Origin of the sequence: Micromonospora sp. 15K316 (assembly GCF_004348525.1) — a bacterium.
Taxonomy (GTDB): Bacteria; Actinomycetota; Actinomycetes; order Mycobacteriales; family Micromonosporaceae; genus Micromonospora.
In genome coordinates, this window is the sequence record NZ_SMKG01000008.1 from 1 (window position 1) to 23,167 (window position 23,167).

A 23,167-nucleotide genomic window follows, 5' to 3' on the forward strand; every position below is an offset into this window, starting at 1 on the left:
TGGCGGAACGGGGCTGGGGGACGGGGCTCGCCTCGCGGCGGGCCAGCCGGTTCTTCCGGTAGCCGTAGCCGAAGTAGATGAGCGCGCCGAGCAGCATCCAGGCCAGGAAGCGCAGCCAGGTCTCGACCGAGAGGTTGAGCATCAGGTAGAAGCAGGCGAGCGCGGAGACGATCGGCAGCACCGGTGAGAAGGGCACCCGGAACGGCCGCTCCAGCTCCGGACGGGTCCGGCGCAGGATCGGCACCGCCACCGAGACGAGCACGAACGCGCAGAGCGCGCCGATGCTCACCAGGTCGGCCAGCGCGGAGAGGGGCAGGAAGCCGGCGAGCAGCGCCACCCCGACCGTCATGATCGCCGAGATCCGGTACGGGGTGCCCCAGCGCGGGTGCACCTTGGCGATCGACGGCGGGATCAGCCCGTCCCGGGAGATGGCGAAGCCGATCCGGCCCATGGCCACCAGGTCGACCAGGATCACGCTGGTCAGACCGGCGATCGCGGCGATCGAGACGAGGGTGGCCGCCCAGCCGGCCCCGACCGATTCGAAGGCCGAGGCGATCGGGGCGCCCCGGTCGATCTCGCTGTACGGCACCATGCCGACGACGACCAGCGAGACGCCGATGTAGAGCACTGTCGAGATCAGCAGCGTGCCGAGCAGCCCCAGCGGCAGGTCCCGGCGCGGCTTGCGGGTCTCCTCGCCGAGGTTGGCCACCGCCTCGAAGCCGGTGTAGGCGAAGAAGACCACCGCCGCCGCGCTGAGCACCCCGACGAACCCGAAGACCGACGGCTCCAGGCCGAAGATGGCCTGGGTGACCGGCTGCTTGATGCCGCCCTCCCCGTCGGCGGCCGGCTCGGCCGGCGGGATGAACGGGGTCAGGTTCGCGGCCTTGACGAAGAAGAGACCGGCGACCACCACGAAGACGCAGATCGCCACTTTGACGACGACCAGCAGGTTTGTCACCCGGGCGGACTCCCGGATGCCGACGATGCCGATCACGCCGAGGACCAGCACCACGGCGATCGCGCCGAGGTTGACGACGCTCCCCTCCTCACCGAACCAGGTGGTGGGGAGGTCGAAGAGCTCGGCGAGGTAGCCGGACCAGCCCCGGGCCACCACGGCCGCGCCGAGGGCGAACTCCAGCAGCAGGTCCCAGCCGATGATCCAGGCGACGATCTCGCCCATGGTGGCGTACGCGTAGGTGTAGGCGCTGCCGGCGGTCGGGACGCTGGAGGCGAGCTCGGCGTAGCAGAAGGCGGCGAGCAGGGCGACCACGCCGGCGATGGCGAAGGAGATGACCACGCCGGGCCCGGCGCTGTCCCGCGCCTCGATGCCGGTGAGCGTGAAGATGCCGGTGCCGATCACGATGCCGATGCCGAAGCCGGCGAGGTCGAGCGCGCCGAGACGCCGCTTCAGCCCGGGCCGGCCGTCGGTGCCGTCCGCGTCGCTCTGCGCGAGCACGTCCTTGATCGGTTTCGTACGCAGCACGGACACCGCGCTCACCCCTCCCACCGTCCGACCACCCGCGTGGCGGCCGGTGACCGCCGTTGCTACCCACCCCGCATCACCGTCAATCACCACGCTTCGGACGTCGACCGGCGGTCTCCCGGGCCGGCCGCCGCCGGAACAGGACGATCAGGCCGCGGCGATCGCGGAGGGGACGTACGGGCAGATCGGGGCAGGCACTTGCGCGGACGTGCGTCGATATGAAAATTTCCTACCAGCGGCATTTAGCCGACGGCGGATGTTGCCGAGGTCGCCGCGACGAACACCCGCACGGGAGCCCCAACGAAGGGACACACCCATGAAGGCAACTCGGCTCGGCGCCGCCGGGCTGGCCGCGGCCCTGCTCGGCGCGCTCGTCGCCGGCGCCCCCGCGACCGCCGCGCCCGACGCGGCGAGCACCACCACCGTCAACTGCGACACCGATCCGGCCACGCCCAAGCGGCAGTTCCGGGCGATGTGGATCGCCTCCGTCACCAACATCGACTGGCCCAGCAAGGCCTCCCAGACCGCTCCCGACCAGATCGCCCGGCAGCAGGCCGAGTACCTGGAGTGGCTCGACCTCGCCGAGCGGCTGAACCACAACGCCGTAGTCGTCCAGGTCCGACCCACCGCCGACGCCTTCTGGCCGTCGCCGTACGAGCCCTGGTCGGAGTACCTGACCGGCGTCCGGGGGCAGGACCCGGGCTGGGATCCGCTCGCCTTCCTGGTCGCCGAGTCGCACAAGCGCAACCTCGAGTTCCACGCCTGGTTCAACCCGTACCGGGTCTCCATGCCGGCCCCCGGCGGCGCCGGGGCCGACCTCGACAAGCTCGCCCCCGGCCACCCCGCGCGCCAGCACCCGGACTGGACGTTCGCCTACCCGCCCGCCGGGGTGGCCGGCAGCCGGCTCTACTACGACCCGGGCGTGCCCGAGGTCCGCGAGTTCGTCCAGACCGCGATGATGGACGCGGTCGAGCGCTACGACATCGACGGCGTGCACTTCGACGACTACTTCTACCCGTACCCGAGCGGCACCCACCAGGTGCCCGACGACGACACGTTCGCGGCGTACAACCGGGGCTTCACCGACCAGGCGGACTGGCGGCGGAACAACATCAACCTGCTGATCCAGGAGATGAACGCCAAGATCAAGGCGGTCAAGCCCTGGGTGAAGTTCGGGGTCAGCCCCTTCGGCATCTGGCGCAACGCCTCCGCCGACCCGCTCGGCTCGGACACCACCGGCAGCCAGTCGTACGACATCATCTCCGCCGACACCCGCAAGTGGGTCAAGCAGGAGTGGATCGACTACGTCGTGCCGCAGCTCTACTGGTACATCGGCCAGTACCCGGCCGCGGACTACGCGCGACTGGTGCCGTGGTGGGCGGAGACCGTCCGCGGCACCCGGGTGCAGCTCTACATCGGGCAGGCCGACTACAAGAGCGGCGACCCGGCGTACGGGCAGTTCTGGATGAACCCGCGCGAACTCTCGGACCACCTGACGCTCAACCGGTCCCACCCCGAGGTCCAGGGGAACGTGCACTTCTCGGCCGTACAGGTGCGGGCGAACCGGCTCGGGGCCACCGACATCTACGCGGCCGAACACTACTCCCGCCCGGCGCTGATCCCGACCATGTCGCACCTGCCGTCGAAGCCGCTGCTGATGCCGGTGGTCACCCGGTCGGTCCGGCAGGACGGCGGGGTCCGGCTGACCTGGCGGCAGCCCGCCGACGGGGTCGGCCCGTTCGGCACGGCCACCTCGTACGCGATCTACCGGTTCGACGGGGTGCGGGCAGCGAGCGGATGCGACCTCGCCGACGCCGCGCACCTGCTGGACACCGTCCGGGCCACCGGCGACGGCAACCAGTCCTGGGTGGACGGCACAGCCCAGCCCGGCAAGCGGTACACCTACTACCTGACCGCCCTCGACCGGCTGGCGAACGAGAGCCCGGCGAGCCCGCCTGCCTTCGTGCTGCGCTGACCGCGACTGCCGAATGCCCCGGGCGTCACCGAGCGCCCGGGGCATTGGTCTGTTTCGACGGATGTCACCAATAGTCGGGGCCGATGCAATATCCGCGTCCATCCATTGATCGACACTGATCGGCACCCGGTGACCCACCGGTAACATCCGTCGCACCCGCACACCCCCGCGGAGGTACCAGTGCCCAGACGACTCGTCACCCTCCTCGCCTCGGGCGCGCTCGCGCTGCTCGTCGCGCTGGGAGTCGCCGCCCCCGCCAGCGCCGCCGTCACCCCGGCGCAGAAGCTCTCCGTCCTCTCCAGCTGGACGCAGACCAGCGCCACCAGCTACAACTCCTGGAACTCGGCCCGGCTGAACAAGGCCCCCTGGGCCGAGTACGCCTTCGACTGGTCCACCGACTACTGCTCGTCCAGCCCGGACAACCCGCTCGGGTTCAGCTTCGAGCTCTCCTGCTACCGGCACGACTTCGGCTACCGCAACTACAAGGCGATGGGCCAGTTCCCGGCCAACAAGTCCCGTCTGGACAACGCCTTCTACTCCGATCTGAAGCGGGTCTGCGCCACCTACAACACGGTCGTCCGGCCGGCCTGCCTCAGCCTGGCCTGGACCTACTACCAGGCGGTCAGCATCTTCGGCTCCCCCGCCGCCGTGGACCCGGCCGACATCGACCGGGCCGCCAGGATGAAGGCCGACGCCGAGCGCCGCGCCGGCCTGCGCGCCTGACGCGACCCACCCGCCGGGATCACCGGCACACCGTAGGCGAGCGTCCGTGCCGTCGGCAGACCCGGCGGCACGGACCCGCCGCAGGGACGCCGTGGGGACGCCGCAGGAACGCCGTGGGGGAGGCAGCAAGAACGGCGCAACTTCCCCGAAACTGCTGCCTCCGCAGCGGCGGAGGCAGCAACGTCCCGGAAGTTGCCGCCTCGACGCGAGCCGCCGGACGCCGGACGCGCCGGCCCCGCCGGACGCCCCGACCCCGCCGGACGCGCCGGAGTTCTGTCGGTCGCCGTCACAGCGGGCGGCCTGACTCGGCGCTCAGGCCCGTTCGCTCCGGCCGGCCGGGCGGCGGTCCGGCTCGGGGGCGGCGGCCTGGCGCGGCGCGGGGCGGACCGGCGTCGCGCTGAACCGGGTCGAGTCGGCCGCCAGGTCGGGATGCTCCACGTCGAGCGCCAGCGCCGCCGCCTCCTCCAGGCTCAGCTCGGCCCCCTCGCCGTACGCGTCGTCGAAGGCCGCGTCGCCCAGCCGCTCGCGGAGCCCGGCCTGCTGCTCGGCCCAGTACCCGGCGTAGATGCCGGACGCGCAGCGCAGGTCGGCACCGGTCGCCTGGGCGGCACCGAAGAGCCGGGCGGCGACGACCAGATCACCCCCGGCCGCACAGCGCACCGCAACCGCGTTCAACGTGTCGCAGGCCCGGCCGTGGAAGCCGTGGCTCATCCTCGACCGGAGCGCGACCAGCAGGTGCTCGTGCGCCGCGATCAGGTCGCCACGGGCCAGCGCGACCATGCCGAGCAGCATGTCCACCGAACGCCGGCCACGCTCCAGCGGGCGGGCCGCCTCCACCGGGCGGGCCGCCCCGAGCAGCTCCGCCGCCTCGTCGAGGGCGCCGCGCCGCCAGAGCAGCTCGGCCAGGCTGTAGACGGCGAGCAGCGCGTCACCGAGCACGTCCTGGCTCTGCGCCCAGTCGATGACCTCCCGGCAGACCCGCTCCGCCTCGGCGAGCTGTCCCATGTCGACGAGCGGGGCGGCCCGACCGGCCAGTACCCGGGCCAGCAGCCCGGCGTCGCCGGCCTGCCGCGCGGCCGCCTCGGCCCGCTGCGAGTACCGCAGCTCCTCGGCGAACTCACCGTCCGCACCGGCGTGCAGGGAGTGCATGTGGTACGCGGCGGCCAGCTCGGCCTCGGGAATCCGCTCACCGGTCTCGGCGATCCGCCCGTAGAGCCGGAACAGCCAGAGCCGCCCCTCCCGAGCCAGCCCGCGCTCCCGCCACCACTGGTCGAGGCCCCCCGCGAGCCGCAGTCCGGCCGCCGCGCTGCCGCCGGTGGCGCACCAGCGCAGCGCCGCCCGCAGCTCACCGGCGAGCGGGTCGAGCGCGTAGAGGGAGAGCGTGACCGGTCGGGCGTCCGGGCCCAGGTGCGCCTGCTCCAGGGCGTGCGCCGACCAGGCCACGTGCCGGTCCCGGGCCGCCTGCTCCTCGCCCGCCTCGGCGAGCCGTCGCGCCGCGTACGCCCGGATCGGGTCGAGCATCCGGTAGGTGCACCCCGAGGCGTGCGGCTCGGCCAGCACCATCGACTTGTCGACCAGCACGGAGAGCGGATCGAGCGGGTCGTCGCCGAGCAGCCACTCCACGGTCGCCAGGTCCACCGGGCCGGTGAAGACGGCCAGCCACCGCAGCAGCCGGGCGGCGCGGGGGCCGAGCGTCCGGTACGACCACGTGACGGTGGCCTGCATGGTCAGGTGCCGCTCGGTCGCCGAGCGCTGCACGGCTCGGGTCGCCGGGGTCGGCGGGGACGCCCCGGCCGCGGCGGCCACCAGGTCCACGGTGTCCTGCTGGTTGCCCATCCACCCCCGGTCCACCGCTGGCGGCTCCCGGTCCTCCCGGCCCGCGTCGAGGGTGCCGAGCACGTCGTCGAGGCGCTCGGCGAGCTGGCCGACCGAGAGCACCCGCAGCCGGGCGGCGGCGAGTTCGATGGCGAGCGGCAACCCGTCCAGCCGCTGCACCACCCGACGCAGGTCGGCCGACTCCGCCTGCTCCGGTGAGCGGCCACCGCGCGCCGCAGCCGTCCGGTCCAGCAGCAGCGCCACCGCGTCGCTCTCCGCCCCGTCGATCCGGGGTTCGACCGAGAGCGGCGGGATCCGCCACACCACCTCACCGGGGAGCCCGAACGACTCGCGGCTGGTGGCCAGCACCCGCACCCCGCGCCCACCGGCGAGCAGCCGCGAGATCACCTCCGCGGACGCGGCGGGCTGGGCGTCGCAGGTGTCCAGCAGCACCAGCATCCGGCGGGCGGCGGCGTACTCCACCAGGCTGTCCACCATCGGGCGGCCCGGCTCCGGACGCAGCCCGAGCACGGCGGCGATCTCGAACGCCACCAGGCCCGGGTCGGTCACCGCGGCGATGTCGACGAACCAGACGCCGTCCGGGTACGCCTCGACGACGCCGGCGGCCAGCTCGACCGCGAGCCGGGTCTTCCCCGCGCCACCCGCGCCGAGCACGGTGACCAGGCGGTGCTCCTGCACCAGCCGGCGCAGCTCGGCCCGCTCCGGCTCGCGGCCCACGAACGAGGTGACCTGGGTCGGCAGGTTGTGCGCCACCGCGTCGGCGGTCCGCGGGCGCGGGAACTGCCGCTCCAGACCGGGGGCGACCAGCTGGAAGAGGCGTTCCCGGTCGTCGAAGCCGCGCAGCCGGTGCAGGCCGAGGTCGAGCAGGGAGGCGCCGGCGGGCAGCGGGTCGGCGCGCCGGGCGGTCGACGCCGAACAGAGCACCTGCCCGCCGTGCGCGGCCGCGGCGATCCGGGCCGCCCGGTGCACCTCGGGGCTCGCGTACTCGCCGTCGCGCGGCTCGGCGTAGCCGGTGTGCAGGCCCATCCGCACCCGCGGCGCGGCCTCCGGAGTGGGCCAGTCGTGGCTGGTCAGGGCGCGCTGGGCGGTGAGGCAGGCGGTCAACGCGGCGGTCGCGTCCGCGAACGCCAGGAAGAACGAGTCGCCCTCGGTCAACAGCTCCGCGCCGCCGGTCCCCGCCAGTGTCCGGCGCAGCAGCCGGCGGTGCTCGCGCAGCACCGGGCGGTAGTCCGGGCCGAGCAGCTGGGCGAGCCGGGTCGAGCCCTCGATGTCGGTGAACACGAAGGTCACCCACCCGGTCGGGAGCTGGATCCGTTCCGCCATGCGTCGAACCTCCGCCCGTGACGTCGGCTTCATGCTGCCCGAAGCCGAGCGATCACGCATCGTGAGAACGGCCCGGCCGGGCTCGGACTCAAGGTGCCACTCGGCCTCGCCCGGGGCAAGGTCGGCCCTCCGCCCGGCGGGGGGCCGACGGGACCCCGGGCCCCGGCGGCACGCGGCGGGCGGGCCGCACGGACGCGGCGGGGGCCGGCCCCCGCCGGAGACCGGGTGACCGGTTCCGACGGGGGCCGACCCCGGTGTGGCGATCCTCAGCCGGTACGCAGGGCGACGTTCAGGGTGTTCTTCGCCCCCCGGATCGTCGTCACCGTCGACGCCGCCCGGAATCCCGGCGCGGCCACGGTGACCAGGACCTGCTGGTGCTTCGCCAGCCGCAGCTCGTACCGGCCGTCGGCGCCGGTCACGGCCGTGTAGCTGACCGGCCCGCAGTCCTGCCGGCCCGGACGATCGGCCGGAGCGGCCCGGTGCTCGCCGCAGACCGTCACCGTCGCGCCGGCCACCGGGCGTCCGGTGCCGGCGTCGGTCACCGTGCCCCGCAACGTCGCCCAGTTCGGCGGCGCCTCGACGTGCCCGGTGACCGCGACGTCGCTCGCCGGGTACGGCGCGTCGGTGAGCACGACCAGCCGCGCGGACAGCTCACCCGGCTGGGTGACCTCGCCGCCGTCGACCCGCACGGTCACCCGGACCGACCGGCCCGGCGCCACGTCGAACTCCCGCTTGTCCACCGAGAGCCACGGCACGTCCGCCGTACCGCCGCAGTAGTCGTACCCGGGCAGCATCTCGGCGCTGAGCTGCGGGTTCCACAGGCCCACCGAGCCACCGACCCGGTAGACACCGCAGGCAGTGGCGGCGTCGGAGGTCGGGAGGTTCACGTTGGGCAGGTGGTCCCAGGTGTCCGAGACCGGGTCGTACTCGATCGCCTCGTTGGTCAGCACGGAGCCGTTCTGCAAGCCGCTGAAGAGCTGCAACTTGTCGTAGGCACCGCTGGCGCCCATGGTGAAGACGGCGTACGGCGCGTCCGCGCCCCGGGTCCAGGCACCGGTGGCCGGATCGAACAGGAAGGTGGACGCGACCACGTTGTCACCGTCATACCCACCGGCGCAGACCACCCGTCCGGCGACTCCGGCGCAGCCGGGGGCGTTCACCCCGACCGGGTAGTCGGCGAGGCGAGTCCACGAGTCCTGACTCGGGTCGTACCGGTAGACCGTCGCGGCCTGCGCCGGACAGGACTCCCCGCAGCCCCCGACGACGTAGAGCCGCCCGTCGAGCGCCGCGATCGCGGCGTCGCTGACGGGCTGCGGCAGGTCGGCCGCCCGTCCCCAGGAGTCGTGGGCGGGATCGTAGACGTACACCGTCCTGAGCACCGTGCCCTGCATGCTGGTGCCGCCGACGAGGTACATCCTGTCGTCGAGGAAGACGGCGGCGCCGTTCGCGACCGCCTCCGGGGAGTCGGCGATCGGGCTCCACGCGAGACTCACCGGGTCGTAGACGTACCCGGCGCGGGTCATGCCCTCCAGGAACGCGGTGGTGCTGCCACCCACGGAGTAGAGCTTGCCCGCGTGGTAGCCCGCGGCGTTGTACAGGATCCGGGTCGGGTAGTTGGCGATCCGGGTCCACGGCCCCACCGCCGGAGTCGCCTCCTCCTGGACGGCCGGCTCGGCCGGCTGGACCGGCTGGCCCGCCGGCGCCTTCCGCAACGGCCCCGTCCTCGGCGGATCCACCTTGACGCGCCGCAGCGGCGCGCCGGGCTGCTCGGCGACCCGTTCGCCGGCCGGGCCGGTGGGGATGACGACCTGCTCGCCCAGCTTGACGTGCACCGGACTGGTGCCGTCGTTGGTGAGGGTGAGGGTACGGCTGGCCGACTTCCCGAGCCGCGTGGTGAGGTCGAGGCGCTCTCCGCCGACCTTCAGATGCCCGGCGCCCAGCCGCCAGTCCTTCGTGGTGACCCGGTCCGGCGGCACGCCGATGCGTGCCTCACCTGTGGCGTACCGGGGGTAGCTGACCGTCAACGTCGGCCTCGCCTGCGAGGTGAACAGCGAGTAGAAGCCGTCCGGCAGGTTCGGGTCGAGCGGCGTCGCGGCGCTGACCGCGAGCTCGCTCCGGCTCGCCTTGTCGACCAGCTTCGCGCCGTCGACGGGGTCACCGGTGTTGTCGTCGCGCACCACACCGGTGACCAGACCGCCGGGGACCGGGCCACACGCTCCGACGGTGACGTCGTCCACCTGCCAGAGGGCGATGCCGCTGCCGGCGTAGTGGAACCGCAGCCGGGTCCGCGCCTGACCGGCGGCCTGCGGCAGCGCCACGGTCACCGGCCCGCCGGCGTTCTCGGCGCCCCGCTGCCACACGGTGCTCCAGGTCGAGCCGCCGTCCACGCTCAGGTCGATGCCCGCCCGCGCGGTCCCGCCCTCGCCCAGGTAGAGCGTCTTGAACGCGAGCTGCGGTGCGCTCTGCCCCGACAGGTCGACCACCGGCGAGACGAGGTAGGTGTCCTCCGCCGCGAGGTCGTTGTGCCAGGAGTTCGCGGTGGCGAAGCCGCCGCTGCCGCCGGTCACGTTGTCCAGACCACCGGGGGTGTCGAACTGCCAGGCGGGTGCCCCGCCGAGGTTGTCCTCGACCGTCCAGCCGGCCCGCTCGGCCGGGTCCGTCCACCCCTCGAAGTCCGCCCGCAGCGGGTACGCGTAGCCGGGGGCCAGGCACGACGTCTCGTCGATCCGCGCCCGGACGTCCTGCACCACGCTCCCCGCGCCGACCGGCACGTCGACCGCGCTGGTCCGGTAGCCCGGGTAGAGCGGGGTGACGATCAGGTGGTACGTCGAGTCGGCCGGCAGGGCCAGGTCGTAGCGGCCCGTCCTCGGGTTCGTGAACCACGGTCCGACCGGCAGGCCGGGTGCGCTGATCCGCGCGTACAGCGGCCAGCCGTGTCCGGAGTCGTCGGTGACCGTCCCGCTGACCTTGACCTCGGCGCTGCGCTGGAGCCGGACGTCCCGGGTGGCGGTGGCGTCGGCGGTGACGGTCGCCGACGCGGTGCCGTCTCCGTAGCCGAAGGCGGCGGCGGTGACGGCGTACTCGCCGACCGAGAGCGTCGCGGCGTAACCGCCGTCGGCGCCGGTGGTGACCGTACGGTGGATCGGGCCGTTGATCCTCACCTCGGCGCCGCTGATCGGCTCGCCGGTCGTCGCGTCGGTGACCCTGCCGGTCAACCGGCCGGTCTCGCCGCGCGGGGCCTCCGCGATCGCGGCGTAGGCGTCCAGCTTGCCCTGGCCCCAGACGTTGTTGTCGGTCGGCGTGCCGCCGCAGCTGGTGTCGTTGACGTCGACCGCGACCTGGTCGAACACGGCCGTCGTCTCGTCGATGTCACCGATGAGGTTCGGCGCCGCCGACCAGAGCAGGGCGATCGCGCCGGCCACGTGCGGGCTCGCCATCGAGGTGCCACTGAGTACGCCGTAGCCGCCGCCCGGAACGCTGGAGCGCACGTCCACGCCCGGGGCGGCGATGTTCGGCTTGGTGATGCCGCCCGCGCCCGGACCACGGCTGGAGAAGTAGCCGATCTTGCCGTTGACGTCGAACGCGCCCGCGCTGTACGTGGACGTGTAGTCCCCGGGGGTGCCCGAGGTGTCGCAGCCATTCTCGCCGGCGTTGCCGTTGGAGAACATCGGGAAGATGCCGGCGGCCCGCCAGCCGGCGACGACGTCGGCGAACCACGGGTCACTGGCCGAGCCGTTGTCGCTGCCCCACGAGTTGTTCACGATGTGCGGCCGCAGGTCCGGTCGCGGGTTCATACCGGCCAGGTCCGTCGGCGCCAGCATCCACTCCGCGGAGGCGAGCAGCGCGAAGTCCGAGCAGCTCCGCTCCTCGCAACCCTTCGCCGTGATCCAGCGGGCGCCGGGCGCGACACCGATGTGGTTGCCGGGACCGCCGTCGCCGACCATCGTGCCCATCGTGTGCGTACCGTGCTGGTTGTTGTCGCACGGCGCGAGCGACGGCGAGCCGCAGACCTGGGCCGGGTCGTACCAGTTGTAGTCGTGCGAGAAGCCCGCCTCGCCCATGTTGCCCCGGTACGACGTCACCAGGGCGGGGTGGTCGAACTGCACACCGCTGTCGATGCTGCCCACGACGATGCCCTCGCCGCGCGTGCCGTCCGCCCACACCCGGTCGGCGCCGATCGCGTGCACGCCCCACTCCACCGCGTCGACGTCGGCAACCTGCTGCGCCTTCAACGGCTCCGGCAGCTCGTACGTGCGGTGCGCCTGGATCGCGCTGACCTCGGTCTCCTCGGCGAGCGCCTCGGCCAGGTCGAGGGTTCCCCGGGCGACGTAGACGGTGTTGGAGGCGTAGAAGGTGTGGTACTCGACGCCCTCCGCCTCCAGCCGGCGGACGACGTCCGCCTGGCTCTTCTCGGCAGTCTTCCGCAGCGCGTCGACGACCGCCGCGCCGCGCGCGTTCCAGTCCTTGACGGCCGACGCCGCGGAGAGGTCGGCGCGGGCGTCCAGGCGTACCCAGAAGGGCTGCGCCGGCACCGTCCTCATGCTCGCCCGCAGCTCCGGCTGGATCTTCTCCGGGGCGGCCGCCGCCGGCTGGCCGCGCCCGTCGGCCACGGTGGTCAGCCCGGCCACCAGGCCGAGCGCCGCGACCAGGCCGACGAGCTGGGACCAGCGTGCGCGCCGGGCGGCTCGGGACGCGCTCATCGGGCACCTCCCGACCGCAGCCCGGCGGTCACCGGGCCGGCGCGCGGTGGCACCGGTTCGGGCGGCAACGGGCGCCGCCTCGTCATGTTCAGGGGTGCTGCTTCGGGTGGCACGCTCCGCACTCTCCTCCGGCGAGTCGACTCACGACCGCGCCCGCCGGCGGAACCGATCGACCGTCGTCGCGAGCGCGTCCGGCACCGGCACAGGTTTCCCCGGCGAGCGCGCCTGCCGACGATGCCACCACTGTCGATGCGACAGAAGGCAGTGGGGACGTCCGGTTCACGCCACCGGCGGGAAGAGGATGGACATCAACCCGGGGTTGCCGCACGATGAACGAGTGCTGCGGATCTTGGGGGTCACGGCGGCCGAGCAGGCGCTCTACGAGTGGTTGCTCGAACGTCCCGCCGTCCCCCTCGACGCAATCGACGGGTTTGCCGCGGGCCGGCCGTGGCGCGGGCCGGTCAGGCCGCTGCTCGCCCGGCTCGAGGAGTTGGGGCTGGCGCTGCGCCTGCCCGGGGCCCCGGCGCGGTTCCAGGCGGTCGCGCCGGACGAGCTCGCCGACACGCTGGCTCTCGCCGGGGAACGCGCCCTCACCCGTGCCCGGGCCCGCCGCGCCCGGCTGGCCGCCGTCTTCCGCGCCAACCGGCGTTCACCGGACGAGGGGAACCTCGTCGAGATCCTGCACGGGAAGCAGGCGATCAAGCAGGCGTTCGCCGACGTCCAGCTCAGCGCCCGCAAGGAGGTGCGCGTCTTCGACGCGCCGCCCTACGTGGACGGCCCGCCGCTGACCGACCCGGTCGAGCCGGGGCTGCTCCGCCGGGGCATCCGTTACCGCGTGATCTACGACCGGCGCGGCCTCGACGACCCCGACCGGCTCGCCGACTTCGCGCACGGCCTCTCCGTGGGCGAGGAGACTCGCGTCTCCACCGTGCCGATCAAACTGGTGCTCAGCGACCATCCGCTGGCGCTGCTCCCGGTCCGGACCGAGAACGTCGAGTCCGCCATGCTCGTCCGTGACCCGGCGTTGACCGAGGCGCTCGGCACGCTCTTCGAGCTGGCCTGGGACCAGGGCGTCCCGCTGCGGGTACGCGACGGCCACCCCCAGCTCGTGGAGGTCGGTGACGCGCCGTCGCCGGCCGAGGGGGAGCTGCTTCCGCTGCTCGCCGCCGGGCTGACCGACGCCGCGATCGCCGCCCAGCAGGGCTGCACCGAACGCACGGTGCGTCGGCGGATCAGCGCGATGCTGCGGCGGCTGGGGGCGGCCAGCCGGTTCCAGGCCGGATACCAGGCGATCCGTCGTGAATGGATCACCACCTCGGGTGACCTGACGTGACGGTGCCGGCGCTGCCGGAGGGTGACCTCGCCGCGGCCGGCCTGAGCGTGATCGAGTCGGCGGCGTACGAACTGGTCGTCGCGGAGCCGGGCGCCACGGCGGCCGAGCTCGGCCGGTCCTGGATCCGCCGCGAGCCGCTGCGCGACGCGCTCGACTCGCTCACCGCCGCCGGGCTCGTCCTGGCCACCGAGGACGACCCGCCGACCTACACCGCCGTCGACCCCGAGGTCGCCCTCGACGGGCCGGTACGGGCATACGAGGGGCGGTTGCGGGTCGCCCGCGCGCACCTGCGGGGGCTGGCCGCGGTCCACCGCGCACACTCCGGCCTGACCGACTCGACCGCCGTACTCGAAGTGGTCACCGGGCGCGAGGCGGTACTGGAACGGCTCGTTCGTCTCCGGCGTGCCGCCGAGACGGAGATCCTCTGCCTCGACAAGCCCCCGTACCTCGACGGGTCCGGCACGACGAGCGGCGGGGTCGAGCTGCTCGGTAGGGGGGTGCGCTCCCGCACCATCTACGAGCGTTCCTCGCTGGAACAGCCGGGCGCCCTGCGCGGGCTCGAACAGCTCATCACCGCCGGTCAGCAGGCCCGGGTGTTGCCGACCCTGCCGGTCAAGCTCTACCTGGCCGACGGCCGGTACGGCCTGCTCGTCCGCCGTCCGCTCGACGGGGGCGAGAGCGCCGTGCTGCTCCGGCCCAGCGCACTGCTCGACGCCATGGTGCACCTCTTCGAAGGGCTGTGGCGCTCCGCCCTGCCCCTGCGGCCGTCCCCGGCCGCACCGCCGAGCCACCGCCCCACGGTCGAGCACCGGCGGCTCGTCGCGCTCCTGCTCTCCGGGCTCACCGACGAGGCGATCGCGCGCCAGCTCGGCGTCGGCTACCGCACCGCGCAGCGACACATCGCGAAGCTGATGGCCTCACTCGGCGCCCGTACCCGGTTCCAGGCCGGGGTGCAGGCCGCCCGCCGGGAACAGCACGAACAGCAGCCGTAGGAGCGAATCGTGCTCGCTCAGCAACCGCAGGCGCCACCGCAGCAGCCGCCCGCGGCGGGCGCCGCAGCGCCACCGGAGGCGCCGCCACGGCCGGTGATTGCGACGGTGGAGAGCAGCTTCACAGTGTCCAGATGGCCCTGTGGGCACGCGGCGGGCTCACCGGCCTGCACCATCGGGCGATTGACCTCGAAGGTCGCGCCGCACGCGCGGCAGCGGAAGTCGTACCGGGGCATGCGGTCAGCGTACGTGGGGTCCTGACGTGTCGCGAGGGATGGGTGATACTCGACGGGTGGACGGCGAGGACAGATCGACCCTTCGGCCCCTGCGACCGGCCGCGCCGCTCGACGGGGCGATCGCCGAGTCCGGCGCGGCACCGGATCCGGCGGCCCGGCAGGTGCCCCGTCCTCGACGGCCCTGGCTGAGATCCGACACCCCGGCCGAGCCCGCACCGGCCGCCGACGCCGACCCGCCCCGGCTCGCGGCCGACGCCGGGGCACCGGTGGCAGGGAGCGATTCGACCAGGTCGCGAGGCACCTCGGACGACGCTTCCGCCGAACCCTCGGGCAGTGGCCCCGCCCGGTCGGGGAACGCCTCGGGCCACGCATCCGCCGGGTCGGGTGACACCCCGGGCAGCGCGACGACCGACGCCGGCAGGCCGATGCCGGGCTCGCCGGCCGAGGCCACCGCGAACGCCGTTCCGGCGGTCGGGGCGCCGAAGGCCGACCCCGACCCGACCCCGGGCGACGCACCCAAGAGCAACGCCGACCCGACCCCGGGCGACGCACCGAAGGCCGACTCCGACCCGAAGACCGGGTCCGGGGCGAGGAGCGGGCCCGGATCCGAGACCGACGCCGAGCCGGAGTCCGCCGGCCGGTCGGGCAGCGACCCGGTGCCGGCGGGCACCACCGGAACGGCTACCGACGCGGCCACGAAGGAGGGCGCCCCGGTCGCCGCGCGGTCCGCCCGGCACCGGGTGCCGTTCGCGCACGCCGTACGCCTGCGTCCCCGCCGGGCCGCGGCGGCCGCCGCCCGGGCGACCCGGGCCTGGTCGCGGCGGCCGAGCGGCCGTCTCACGCTGCCGGGGTTGTTCCTGCTCCTGCTGGTGGCGGTGACGGCCACCGCCGGGGCGCTGATCGTGCCGGCGACGGTACGCGCGCCGCGTCCGGTCGCGGCCGACGCCACCGCCGGGAACGGCGCGCCGGCCCCCGGGATCTCGCCGTCCGGGCTGCCCACCCTGCCGGGGTCAACGCCGCCCACCACCGCCACTCCCGGCGCGCCGACCGCCCCGGCCGTCGGGGGCCGCCCGGCGGACGCGCTGGCCGACTGGGCCAAGCGGGTCGGCCCCAAGGTCGGGATCCCGCAGGTCGCCATGGAGGCGTACGGCTACGCCGAGCTGGTGCTCGCCCAGACGAACCGGAGCTGTGCGCTGAACTGGACCACGCTGGCCGCCATCGGCTTCGTCGAGTCCTCGCACGGGAGGGCCAACGGCGCCAGCCTCGGCCAGGACGGGCGGGCCATGCCGGAGATCATCGGCCTGCCGCTGGACGGGCAGGGCGGCCGGATGCGCATCATCGACACCGACCGGGGGCAGCTCGACAAGGACACCAGCTACGACCGTGCGATCGGGCCGATGCAGTTCATCCCGACGACGTGGCAGGACGTCGGCGTGGACGCGGACAACAACGGCGTCGAGGACCCGCACGACATCGACGACGCCGCCCTCGCCGCGGGCAACTACCTGTGCCGTGGCGGCCGCAATCTGAGCATCCCCACCGACTGGTGGAACGCGATCCTCTCGTACAACGACGTGCGCCCCTACGTACAGAAGGTCTTCGACACCGCAAACCAGTACGGACAGGCTAGCCGTACGTGAAGTGATCGTCTGCATACATTTGGAGAACTGGACACTTCCCCCAGGCTGTCGTTAGCGGCAAGCTAGACAGGTGATGGTGCGCGAGTGGGACGCCCGGACCGCGTCGTCTGTCGAGATCGCGTCGCTGCTGGACACGCTGAACGCGGTCCTCGCGGCTGATCTGCCGCAAGATCCACCGTGGCGGAAGAGTTCCCTGCGGGAGTACCTCACCGAGGTCATGCCGGGTCAGCGGCGGATCTCCTGGGTCGCGCAGGCGGAGCCCGCGGCCGACGGTTCGCCGGGCGACATCCTCGGCCAGGTGCATGTGCTGCTGCTCGGCGACATCGGTGTGCTGGAGGTGCTGGTGCACCCGTCCGTCCGGCGCACCGGTCTCGGCCGTGAGCTGGTCCGCGTCGCCGGTCACCGGGTCTACCAGGAGGGCTTCTCCTCGATCGGGGTCGAGGTGGTGGGCGACACCCCCGCCGTCGGCTTCTACGAGTCCCTCGGCTTCGTCCGGGAGTACGTCGAGACGCGCAGCGTGTTGGACCTCTCCACGGTCGACTGGGCGGATCTTGCCGAGATGGCCGGCGGGGTGGGCGCCGGATACCACCTCGAGTTCCACCCGGACGGGCCGCCGGACGAGCTGATCGAGGCGTACGCCCGGGCGAAGGCCGAGGTGCGCGACATCGAGGACGGGGAGCTTCGCCCCAGCTCGTACGACGCGCAGCGGCTGCGCGACAGCCTGGACTGCCTGCACCGACGCGGCATGCGACCGTACATCGTGCTGGCCCTGCACGAGCAGACAGGTGAGGTGGCCGGCCTGACCGAGGTGGTGGTGCCGGCCCAGCACCCGACCCGCGCCGACCAGTACGACACCATCGTCGCGCAGGACCACCGTGGCTACGGGATCGACCGGGCGATCAAGGCGCGCATGCTGTTGGAGCTGCGCGAGGCGGCACCGGAGCTGACCGAGGTGCAGACCTGGAACGCCCAGGCCAACGAGGCGATGTTGAAGGTCAACGCCGAGCTGGGCTACCGGCCCGACCGGGACTGGTGCGAATACAGCGTCGACGTGGGCGAGCTGGTGCACCGCCTCGACGCGACACGCTGAGCAGACCCGGAGCACCGCCGCACGCGCCGACCGGGACGACCCCCCGGGGGCCGCCGAGCCGGTCGGGAACGCGGCGCGTCAGTAGCGCTGGCGGAGCAGCCGGGCGGCCTCGACCGCCCAGTAGGTGAGGATGATCTGAGCGCCGGCCCGGCGGATCGACGTCAGCGTCTCCAGCATCGCGCCCTCCCGGTCGATCCAGCCGTTCGCGGCGGCCGCCTCGACCATCGCGTACTCCCCGGAGACCTGGTAGGCGGCGACGGGGACGTCGACCGCCGCGCGCACCGCCGAGACGATGTCCAGGTACGGCAACGCCGGCTTCACCATCACCATGTCGGCGCCCTCGGCGACGTCGAGCGCCACCTCGCGCAGCGACTCCCGGAGGTTCGCCGGGTCCTGCTGGTAGCTGCGGCGGTCCCCCTCCAGCGCCGACTCCACGGCCTCCCGGAACGGGCCGAAGAAGGCCGAAGCGTACTTGACGGCGTACGCCAGCACCGTCACATCCTGGTGACCGGCGGCGTCGAGCGCCCGCCGGACCACCCCGACCTGGCCGTCCATCATCCCGGACGGCCCGACCACGTGGACCCCGGCGTCGGCCTGGGCGAGCGCCATCTCGGCGTACGCCGCCAGCGTGGCGTCGTTGTCCACCTCACCGTCGGGCCTGAGCAGGCCGCAGTGCCCGTGCGAGGTGAACTCGTCCAGGCAGAGGTCGCTCATCACGACTGTGGCGTCGCCGACCTCGGCGATCACGTCCCGGATCGCCACGTTGAGGATGCCGTCCGGGTCGAGACCGCCGGAGCCGGACGGGTCGCGCTGCTCCGGCACACCGAAGAGCATGATCCCGCCGACCCCGGCCTGAACCGCCTCGACCGCGGCCTTCCGCAGCGAGTCCCGGGAGTGCTGGAGCACGCCCGGCAGCGACCTGATCTCGCGCGGCGCGGTCAGCCCCTCCTTGACGAACATCGGCAGGACCAGCTCGGCCGGGTCGACGCGGGTCTCGGCGACCAACCGCCGCATCGCGGCGGTGCGGCGCAGCCGACGGGGCCGGATCTCGGGGTACGACACGTTCAACTCCTGACGACTACCGGAACCTCAGTGCGGTCGGACCCTGCACCTTCGAGCCGCGGCGCTGCTTGGCCGGCATGGCGGCGAGCTTCTCCCGCAACTCGACGGCGTAGGCGGCGAGCGCCTCCACCAGATCGGGCACCGAGGCGTGCTGAGGCTGGACGTCGACCCGCAGGCCGAACTCCGTCGCCGTCTCCGCCGTCTTCGGGCCGATGACTGCCACCACGGTACGCGCGTGCGGCTTCCCGGCGATGCCGACCAGGTTCCGGACGGTCGAGGACGAGGTGAAGAGCACCGCGTCGAAGCCGCCCGACTTGATCGCGTCGCGGATCTCGGCCGGCGGCGGCGCCGCCCGGACCGTCCGGTACGCGGTCACGTCGTCGACCTCCCAGCCGCGCTCGGTGAGCCCGGCGGCGAGCGTCTCGGTGGCGATGTCGGCGCGCGGCAGCAGCACCCGGCCGACCGGGTCGAGCACCTCGTCGTGCGGCGAGAACTCGGCCAGCAGCCCCTCGGAGGACTGCTCCTCGGACGGGATCAGCTCCGGCTGGATGCCGAACGCGCGCACGGCGTCCGCGGTCGCCTCACCGATACAGGCGATCTTCACGCCGCCGAAGTGCCGGGCGTCGAGGCCGTGCTCGGCGAACTTCTCCCAGACCGCCCGGACGGCGTTCACCGAAGTGAAGATCACCCAGGCGTACCGGCCGTCGACCAGGCCCTTGACCGCCCGCTCCATCTGCGCCGGGGTACGCGGCGGCTCCACCGCGATGGTCGGCACCTCGCACGGGATGGCCCCGTACGCGCGCAGCCGGGCGCTCATCACACCGGCCTGCTCCTTGGTACGCGGCACGAGCACCTTCCACCCGTACAGCGGCCGGTTCTCCCACCAGCTGAGCTTGTCCCGCTCGCCGACGCCCTCGCCGAGGGTGAGCACCACGCGGCCGGTGAAGCCGAGCGCGGCGGCGACGAAGCTGTCCACCGTCGAGGTGGTCGTGTACTGCGTCTCGCCGGTACCGTCCCCGGTAACGCCGACCGCCGTGGTGCCGTCCACACCCACGGAGAGCAGACCGTCCCGGACCGCGGAGAGGTCGCCCGCGTCCACGGCGAGCGCGAGCGAGCCGCGTCCCACCGCGGCGGCCAGCGCCTCGAAGTCCAGCGCGCTGACGTCCTCGACGTCGGCCGCCGTGCGTACGCCCGGCAGCGGCACGCCCGCGTAGGTCGCGACCCCCTCGGCCTGCCCCACACCGGGGACCACCTCGAAGTGAGCGGCGGTACGGGCCACGGCCTGTACCTCCTTGACCACCGAGTCGTGGCCGAACGGGTCGCCGGCGACCAGGTGGACCGCGTTCTGCCCGGCGCGGGCCGCGGAGATCAGTACCTTCGCCACGTCTCCCGGCGCGCCCTCCGCCGGGGTGAACTCCGCGTCCTCCCGCGCCTCGGCGCGTACGGAGGCGAGCAGCGACTCGGGTACTCCCCGGTCGTACACCACCTGGTCGGCGTCGACCAGGGCGTCGTGCGCCCGGCGGGTCAGCAGGCCCGGGTCGCCGGGACCGGCCCCGACGAACGCGATGCGGCCTACGGGCTTACGGGTGCGGGTCATTCTGTGCTCCCAATTTGCTGGGTCCCCGGGCCGGTGTGTCCTTCGTGGCCGAGGATCGTGTCGGCGCCGAGGTCGAGGAGTTCGGCGGCGAGCGCCTTGCCGATCTCCGCCGCATCGGCGGGCGTTCCGGTGCGGGACAGCCGGATCTCACGGGTGCCGTCCGGGCTGATCACCGCCCCGCGCAGGTAGATCTCCTCGCCGACATCGCCCTCGGCGAGCTCGGCGTAGGCGGCGACGGGTGCGCTGCACCCTGCCTCGAGGGTGGCCAGCAACGCCCGCTCCGCGGTGATCGCGGCGCGGGACGGCGCGTGGTCCAGTACGGCGAGCAGCTCGATCAGGTCCGGGTCGTCGGCCCGGCACTCCACCGCCAGCGCCCCCTGGGCGGGCGCGGGCAGCATCAGCATCGGGTCGAGCGACTCGGTGATCTCGCCGGCCCGGCCGATCCGGCTGAGCCCGGCCCGCGCCAGGACGACCGCGTCGAGGTCGGCGTCCGGGCCGAGCACGCGCCCCAGGCGGGTGTCGACGTTGCCGCGGATCGGGGTGACCTCCAGCTGCATCCCCAGCGCGTGCAGCTGGGCGATCCGACGCAGCGCACCGGTGCCGACCGTTGCCCCCGGCGGCAGCTCGGCGAGCGTGAGGCCGTTCCGGGCGACCAGCGCGTCGCGCGGGTCCTCCCGGGGCGGCACCGCCGCGATGTGCAGCCCGGGCGCGGGCGCGGTGGGCAGGTCCTTGTACGAGTGCACCGCGAAGTCGATGGTGCGTGCGGCGAGCGCGTCCCGCAGCGCGGAGACGAAGACGCCGACACCGAGCCGGTGCACCGGCGCCTTCGAGCGGTCGCCGGCGGTGATCACCTCGACCAGCTCGACCGGGCGGCCGGTGGCCGCGGTGAGTGCCTCGGCGACGTGGCCGGACTGGGCCATCGCCAGGGCGCTGCCCCGGGTGCCGAGGCGCAGGGTGGTGCTCATCCTTCACCTCCGGAGGACGGGGTGGGGTCGGTCTCCATGACGTCGGGAACGGTGTCGACCGGGGAGGTCTGCGGCACCTCGAGGTCGAAGAGCTCGCGCAGCAGCGCGGCGTACTGGTCGCCGCCGGGCTCCGCGGCCAGCTGGCGGACGCGCACGGTCGGCTGGTGCAGCAGCCGTTGCACCACTCGGTGCACCGTCCGGGCCACCTCGGCACGCTGGTCGTCGGTGAAGTCGGGTCGCCGCTGGGCCAACCGGCGCAGCTCCGCGCTGACCACGTCGTCGGCGCGCCCGCGCAGGGCGGCGACGGTGGGCGCGACGTCCGCGCCGCGCAGCCAGGTGAGGAAGCTCTCGACCTCGGTGGTGACGATCTGCTCCACGGCGGAGGCGTCGCTGGCGGCCGGACCCTCGGCGAGCAGGGCGGCCATCCGCTCGATGTCGATCACCTCGACCCCGGGCAGCTCGGCCACCCCGGCCTCGACGTCACGCGGTACGGCCAGGTCGAGCAGGACCAGCGGCCCCCGCGCGGGATCCCGGTCGGCCAGTGCCCGGGCCACCACCGACCGGGTGAGGACCGGTTCGATGGCCGCGGTGGCGGCCACTACGATGTCCACTGTGGAGAGTGCGGCGGTCAGCTCGGCCATCGGGACGGCCGTCGCGCCGTACGACTCGGCCAGCCGGACGGCACGATCGGCGCCCCGGTTGGTGACGGTCAACGGCCCGGCGCCGAGCCGGGCGAGCGTCGCCACGCCCAGCGAGCCCATCGCACCGGCGCCGACCACCATCGCGGGGCGGCCGGTGAGGTCGCCGTCGAGATGAGCGGCGGCCAGCTCCAGCGCGGCGGTGACCACACTCTGCCCGGCGCGGTCGATGCCGGTCTCGGCGTGCGCCCGCTTGCCCACCCGCAGCGCCTGCTGCATCAGCTCGTGCAGCAGACGGCCGGCCGAGTCGGCGTCGGTGGCCCAGTGGTACGCGTCGCGCAGCTGGCCCAGGATCTGCGCCTCACCGACGACCATCGAGTCCAGCCCGGTGGCGACCCGGAAGACGTGGTTCACGGCCGCCGCGTCGTAGTGCACGTAGAGGTGGTTGGCGAGCGCCGTCGCCGAGCAGTCGGCCTGCTCGGCGAGGACGGCGCAGATGTCACCGAGCCCGCCGTGGAAACCGGACACGGCGGCGTAGACCTCCACCCGGTTGCAGGTGGAGACCAGCACCGCCTCACTCACGTAGGGCTGGGCGACCAGCCGGTCCAGGATGCGGGTGAACTCGGCGGGCGGCACCGCGAGCCGCTCCAGCGTGGCGACCGGGGCGGTCCGGTAGGACGCGCCGACGACGAGGAGTTTCACGTACCGATCGCCTCCTGGGAGTCGTTGGCCGCGAGCCCACCCGGCAGTGCGGTGAGGGCGGACCCACCGGTGGCGGGCAGCGCGGTCAACGACGCCTTGCGGTGCTCGTGGAACGACAGAATCTGCAGCTCGATGGCGAGGTCGACCTTGCGTACGTCGACGCCCTCCGGGACCGAGAGTACGCAGGGTGCGAAGTTGAGGATGCTGGTCACGCCGACCGCGACCAGCTGGTCGGCCACCGGCTGGGCGGCGGCGGCCGGCGTGGCGATCACGCCTATCGCTATGGACTCCTCGGCGGCGACCCGGGACAGCTCGTCGACATGCCGTACGACCAGGCCGTTTATCTCCTCGCCCACCCGGGCCGGGTCGGCGTCGAAGAGCGCGGCGATCCGGAAGCCACGGCTGGCGAATCCGTCGTAGCCGGCCAGGGCGTGACCGAGATTACCCACGCCGACGAGGGCGACCGCCCGACGTTGGGTGAGCCCGAGCACGGACTCGATCTGCTCGATGAGCAGCGCCACGTCGTAGCCCACGCCGCGGGTGCCGTACGAGCCGAGGTGGGAGAGGTCCTTGCGGAGCTTGGCGGAGTTGACGCCGGCGGCGGTGGCCAGCCCCTCGCTGGAGACGGTCTCGTGGCCGCCGTCGGCGAGGTTGTGCAGGGCGCGGAGGTATTCCGGGAGCCGCGCGACGGTCGCCTCGGGCAGGTCGGGGAGCGCCGGTACGGCACCGGCGCTACCGGGCGCGCCAGGGTGACGGTGCTGACTCATGAGACTCCGTGCGGTGCGATCCTCGGCCGACTCCGGCGGTCGGCCGCTTCGGGACTCCCGCTGGCGACCGAGGGTGCCGGCTGTGCTAGCGGGGCGCGTCGAAATCAC

15 protein-coding genes are annotated in these 23,167 nt (G+C 73.6%); 6 read left to right on the plus strand and 9 right to left on the minus strand.

Features of this window, described 5'->3' with window-relative positions:
- Positions 1-1,498: amino acid permease (locus E1211_RS03720; RefSeq protein WP_243709326.1), on the minus strand; the 1,498-nt coding region annotated here is incomplete at its 3' end.
- A 301-nt stretch (positions 1,499-1,799) separates the two neighbouring features.
- On the opposite strand from E1211_RS03720, the gene E1211_RS03725 reads away from it, so the two are divergent.
- Entirely contained in the window at positions 1,800-3,458 is a 1,659-nt protein-coding gene (locus E1211_RS03725; protein WP_132345391.1) for a glycoside hydrolase family 10 protein, read from the plus strand.
- A gap of 180 nt (positions 3,459-3,638) precedes the next feature.
- Positions 3,639-4,181: a phospholipase gene (locus tag E1211_RS03730; protein WP_132345393.1), complete on the plus strand. Its 543-nt coding sequence runs from the start codon at positions 3,639-3,641 to the stop codon at positions 4,179-4,181.
- A gap of 312 nt (positions 4,182-4,493) precedes the next feature.
- Here E1211_RS03730 and E1211_RS03735 read toward each other — a convergent pair whose 3' ends face one another.
- Positions 4,494-7,340, minus strand: coding sequence for an NB-ARC domain-containing protein (locus E1211_RS03735; RefSeq protein ID WP_132345395.1), 2,847 nt, complete (start codon positions 7,338-7,340; stop codon positions 4,494-4,496).
- A 266-nt stretch (positions 7,341-7,606) separates the two neighbouring features.
- The gene (locus tag E1211_RS03740) at positions 7,607-12,040 is read right to left on the minus strand and encodes a S8 family serine peptidase (RefSeq protein ID WP_132345397.1); all 4,434 of its coding nucleotides are present in this window, start codon (positions 12,038-12,040) and stop codon (positions 7,607-7,609) included.
- A 337-nt stretch (positions 12,041-12,377) separates the two neighbouring features.
- Here E1211_RS03740 and E1211_RS03745 point away from each other — a divergent pair, with 337 nt between their 5' ends.
- Together E1211_RS03745 and E1211_RS03750 are read left to right on the plus strand one after the other, a co-directional pair.
- On the plus strand, positions 12,378-13,373 hold the full coding sequence (locus E1211_RS03745; RefSeq protein WP_132345399.1) for a helix-turn-helix transcriptional regulator: 996 nt from the start codon (positions 12,378-12,380) through the stop codon (positions 13,371-13,373).
- Positions 13,370-14,365 (plus strand): helix-turn-helix domain-containing protein, encoded by a 996-nt coding sequence (locus tag E1211_RS03750; RefSeq protein ID WP_132345401.1) that lies wholly within the window; start codon positions 13,370-13,372, stop codon positions 14,363-14,365. Before E1211_RS03745 ends, E1211_RS03750 begins: the two co-directional genes overlap by 4 nt.
- Positions 14,366-14,382: 17 nt before the next feature.
- Here the strand turns inward: E1211_RS03750 and E1211_RS03755 are convergent, their stop codons facing one another.
- On the minus strand, positions 14,383-14,598 hold the full coding sequence (locus E1211_RS03755; RefSeq protein ID WP_132345403.1) for a zinc ribbon domain-containing protein: 216 nt from the start codon (positions 14,596-14,598) through the stop codon (positions 14,383-14,385).
- A gap of 425 nt (positions 14,599-15,023) precedes the next feature.
- Between E1211_RS03755 and E1211_RS03760 the strand changes: the two genes are divergently transcribed.
- Together E1211_RS03760 and E1211_RS03765 are read left to right on the plus strand one after the other, a co-directional pair.
- Positions 15,024-16,238, plus strand: coding sequence for a lytic murein transglycosylase (locus E1211_RS03760; protein WP_132345404.1), 1,215 nt, complete (start codon positions 15,024-15,026; stop codon positions 16,236-16,238).
- A gap of 73 nt (positions 16,239-16,311) precedes the next feature.
- Positions 16,312-17,328: a GNAT family N-acetyltransferase gene (locus E1211_RS03765; protein ID WP_132345520.1), complete on the plus strand. Its 1,017-nt coding sequence runs from the start codon at positions 16,312-16,314 to the stop codon at positions 17,326-17,328.
- Between the two features lie 78 nt (positions 17,329-17,406).
- Here the strand turns inward: E1211_RS03765 and hemB are convergent, their stop codons facing one another.
- Genes hemB through E1211_RS03790 form a run of 5 tightly spaced genes read right to left on the minus strand, consistent with a single transcriptional unit; the run spans position 17,407 to position 23,059 of the window.
- Entirely contained in the window at positions 17,407-18,390 is a 984-nt protein-coding gene (gene hemB, locus E1211_RS03770; protein ID WP_132345405.1) for a porphobilinogen synthase, read from the minus strand.
- 16 nt (positions 18,391-18,406) lie between these two features.
- A complete protein-coding gene (locus tag E1211_RS03775) occupies positions 18,407-19,987 on the minus strand; it encodes a uroporphyrinogen-III synthase (protein ID WP_132345407.1) in 1,581 nt (526 codons plus the stop codon).
- Positions 19,984-20,952 carry a hydroxymethylbilane synthase gene (hemC, locus tag E1211_RS03780; RefSeq protein WP_132345409.1) on the minus strand — a complete coding sequence of 323 codons (969 nt, stop codon included), beginning with the start codon at positions 20,950-20,952 and terminating at the stop codon, positions 19,984-19,986. The genes E1211_RS03775 and hemC overlap by 4 nt, the downstream gene beginning before the upstream one ends.
- Complete coding sequence (locus tag E1211_RS03785) at positions 20,949-22,292, minus strand: glutamyl-tRNA reductase (RefSeq protein ID WP_132345411.1); 1,344 nt, start codon at positions 22,290-22,292, stop codon at positions 20,949-20,951. The genes hemC and E1211_RS03785 overlap by 4 nt, the downstream gene beginning before the upstream one ends.
- Complete coding sequence (locus E1211_RS03790; protein ID WP_132345413.1) at positions 22,289-23,059, minus strand: redox-sensing transcriptional repressor Rex; 771 nt, start codon at positions 23,057-23,059, stop codon at positions 22,289-22,291. Before E1211_RS03790 ends, E1211_RS03785 begins: the two co-directional genes overlap by 4 nt.
- Positions 23,060-23,167: the final 108 nt, after the last annotated feature.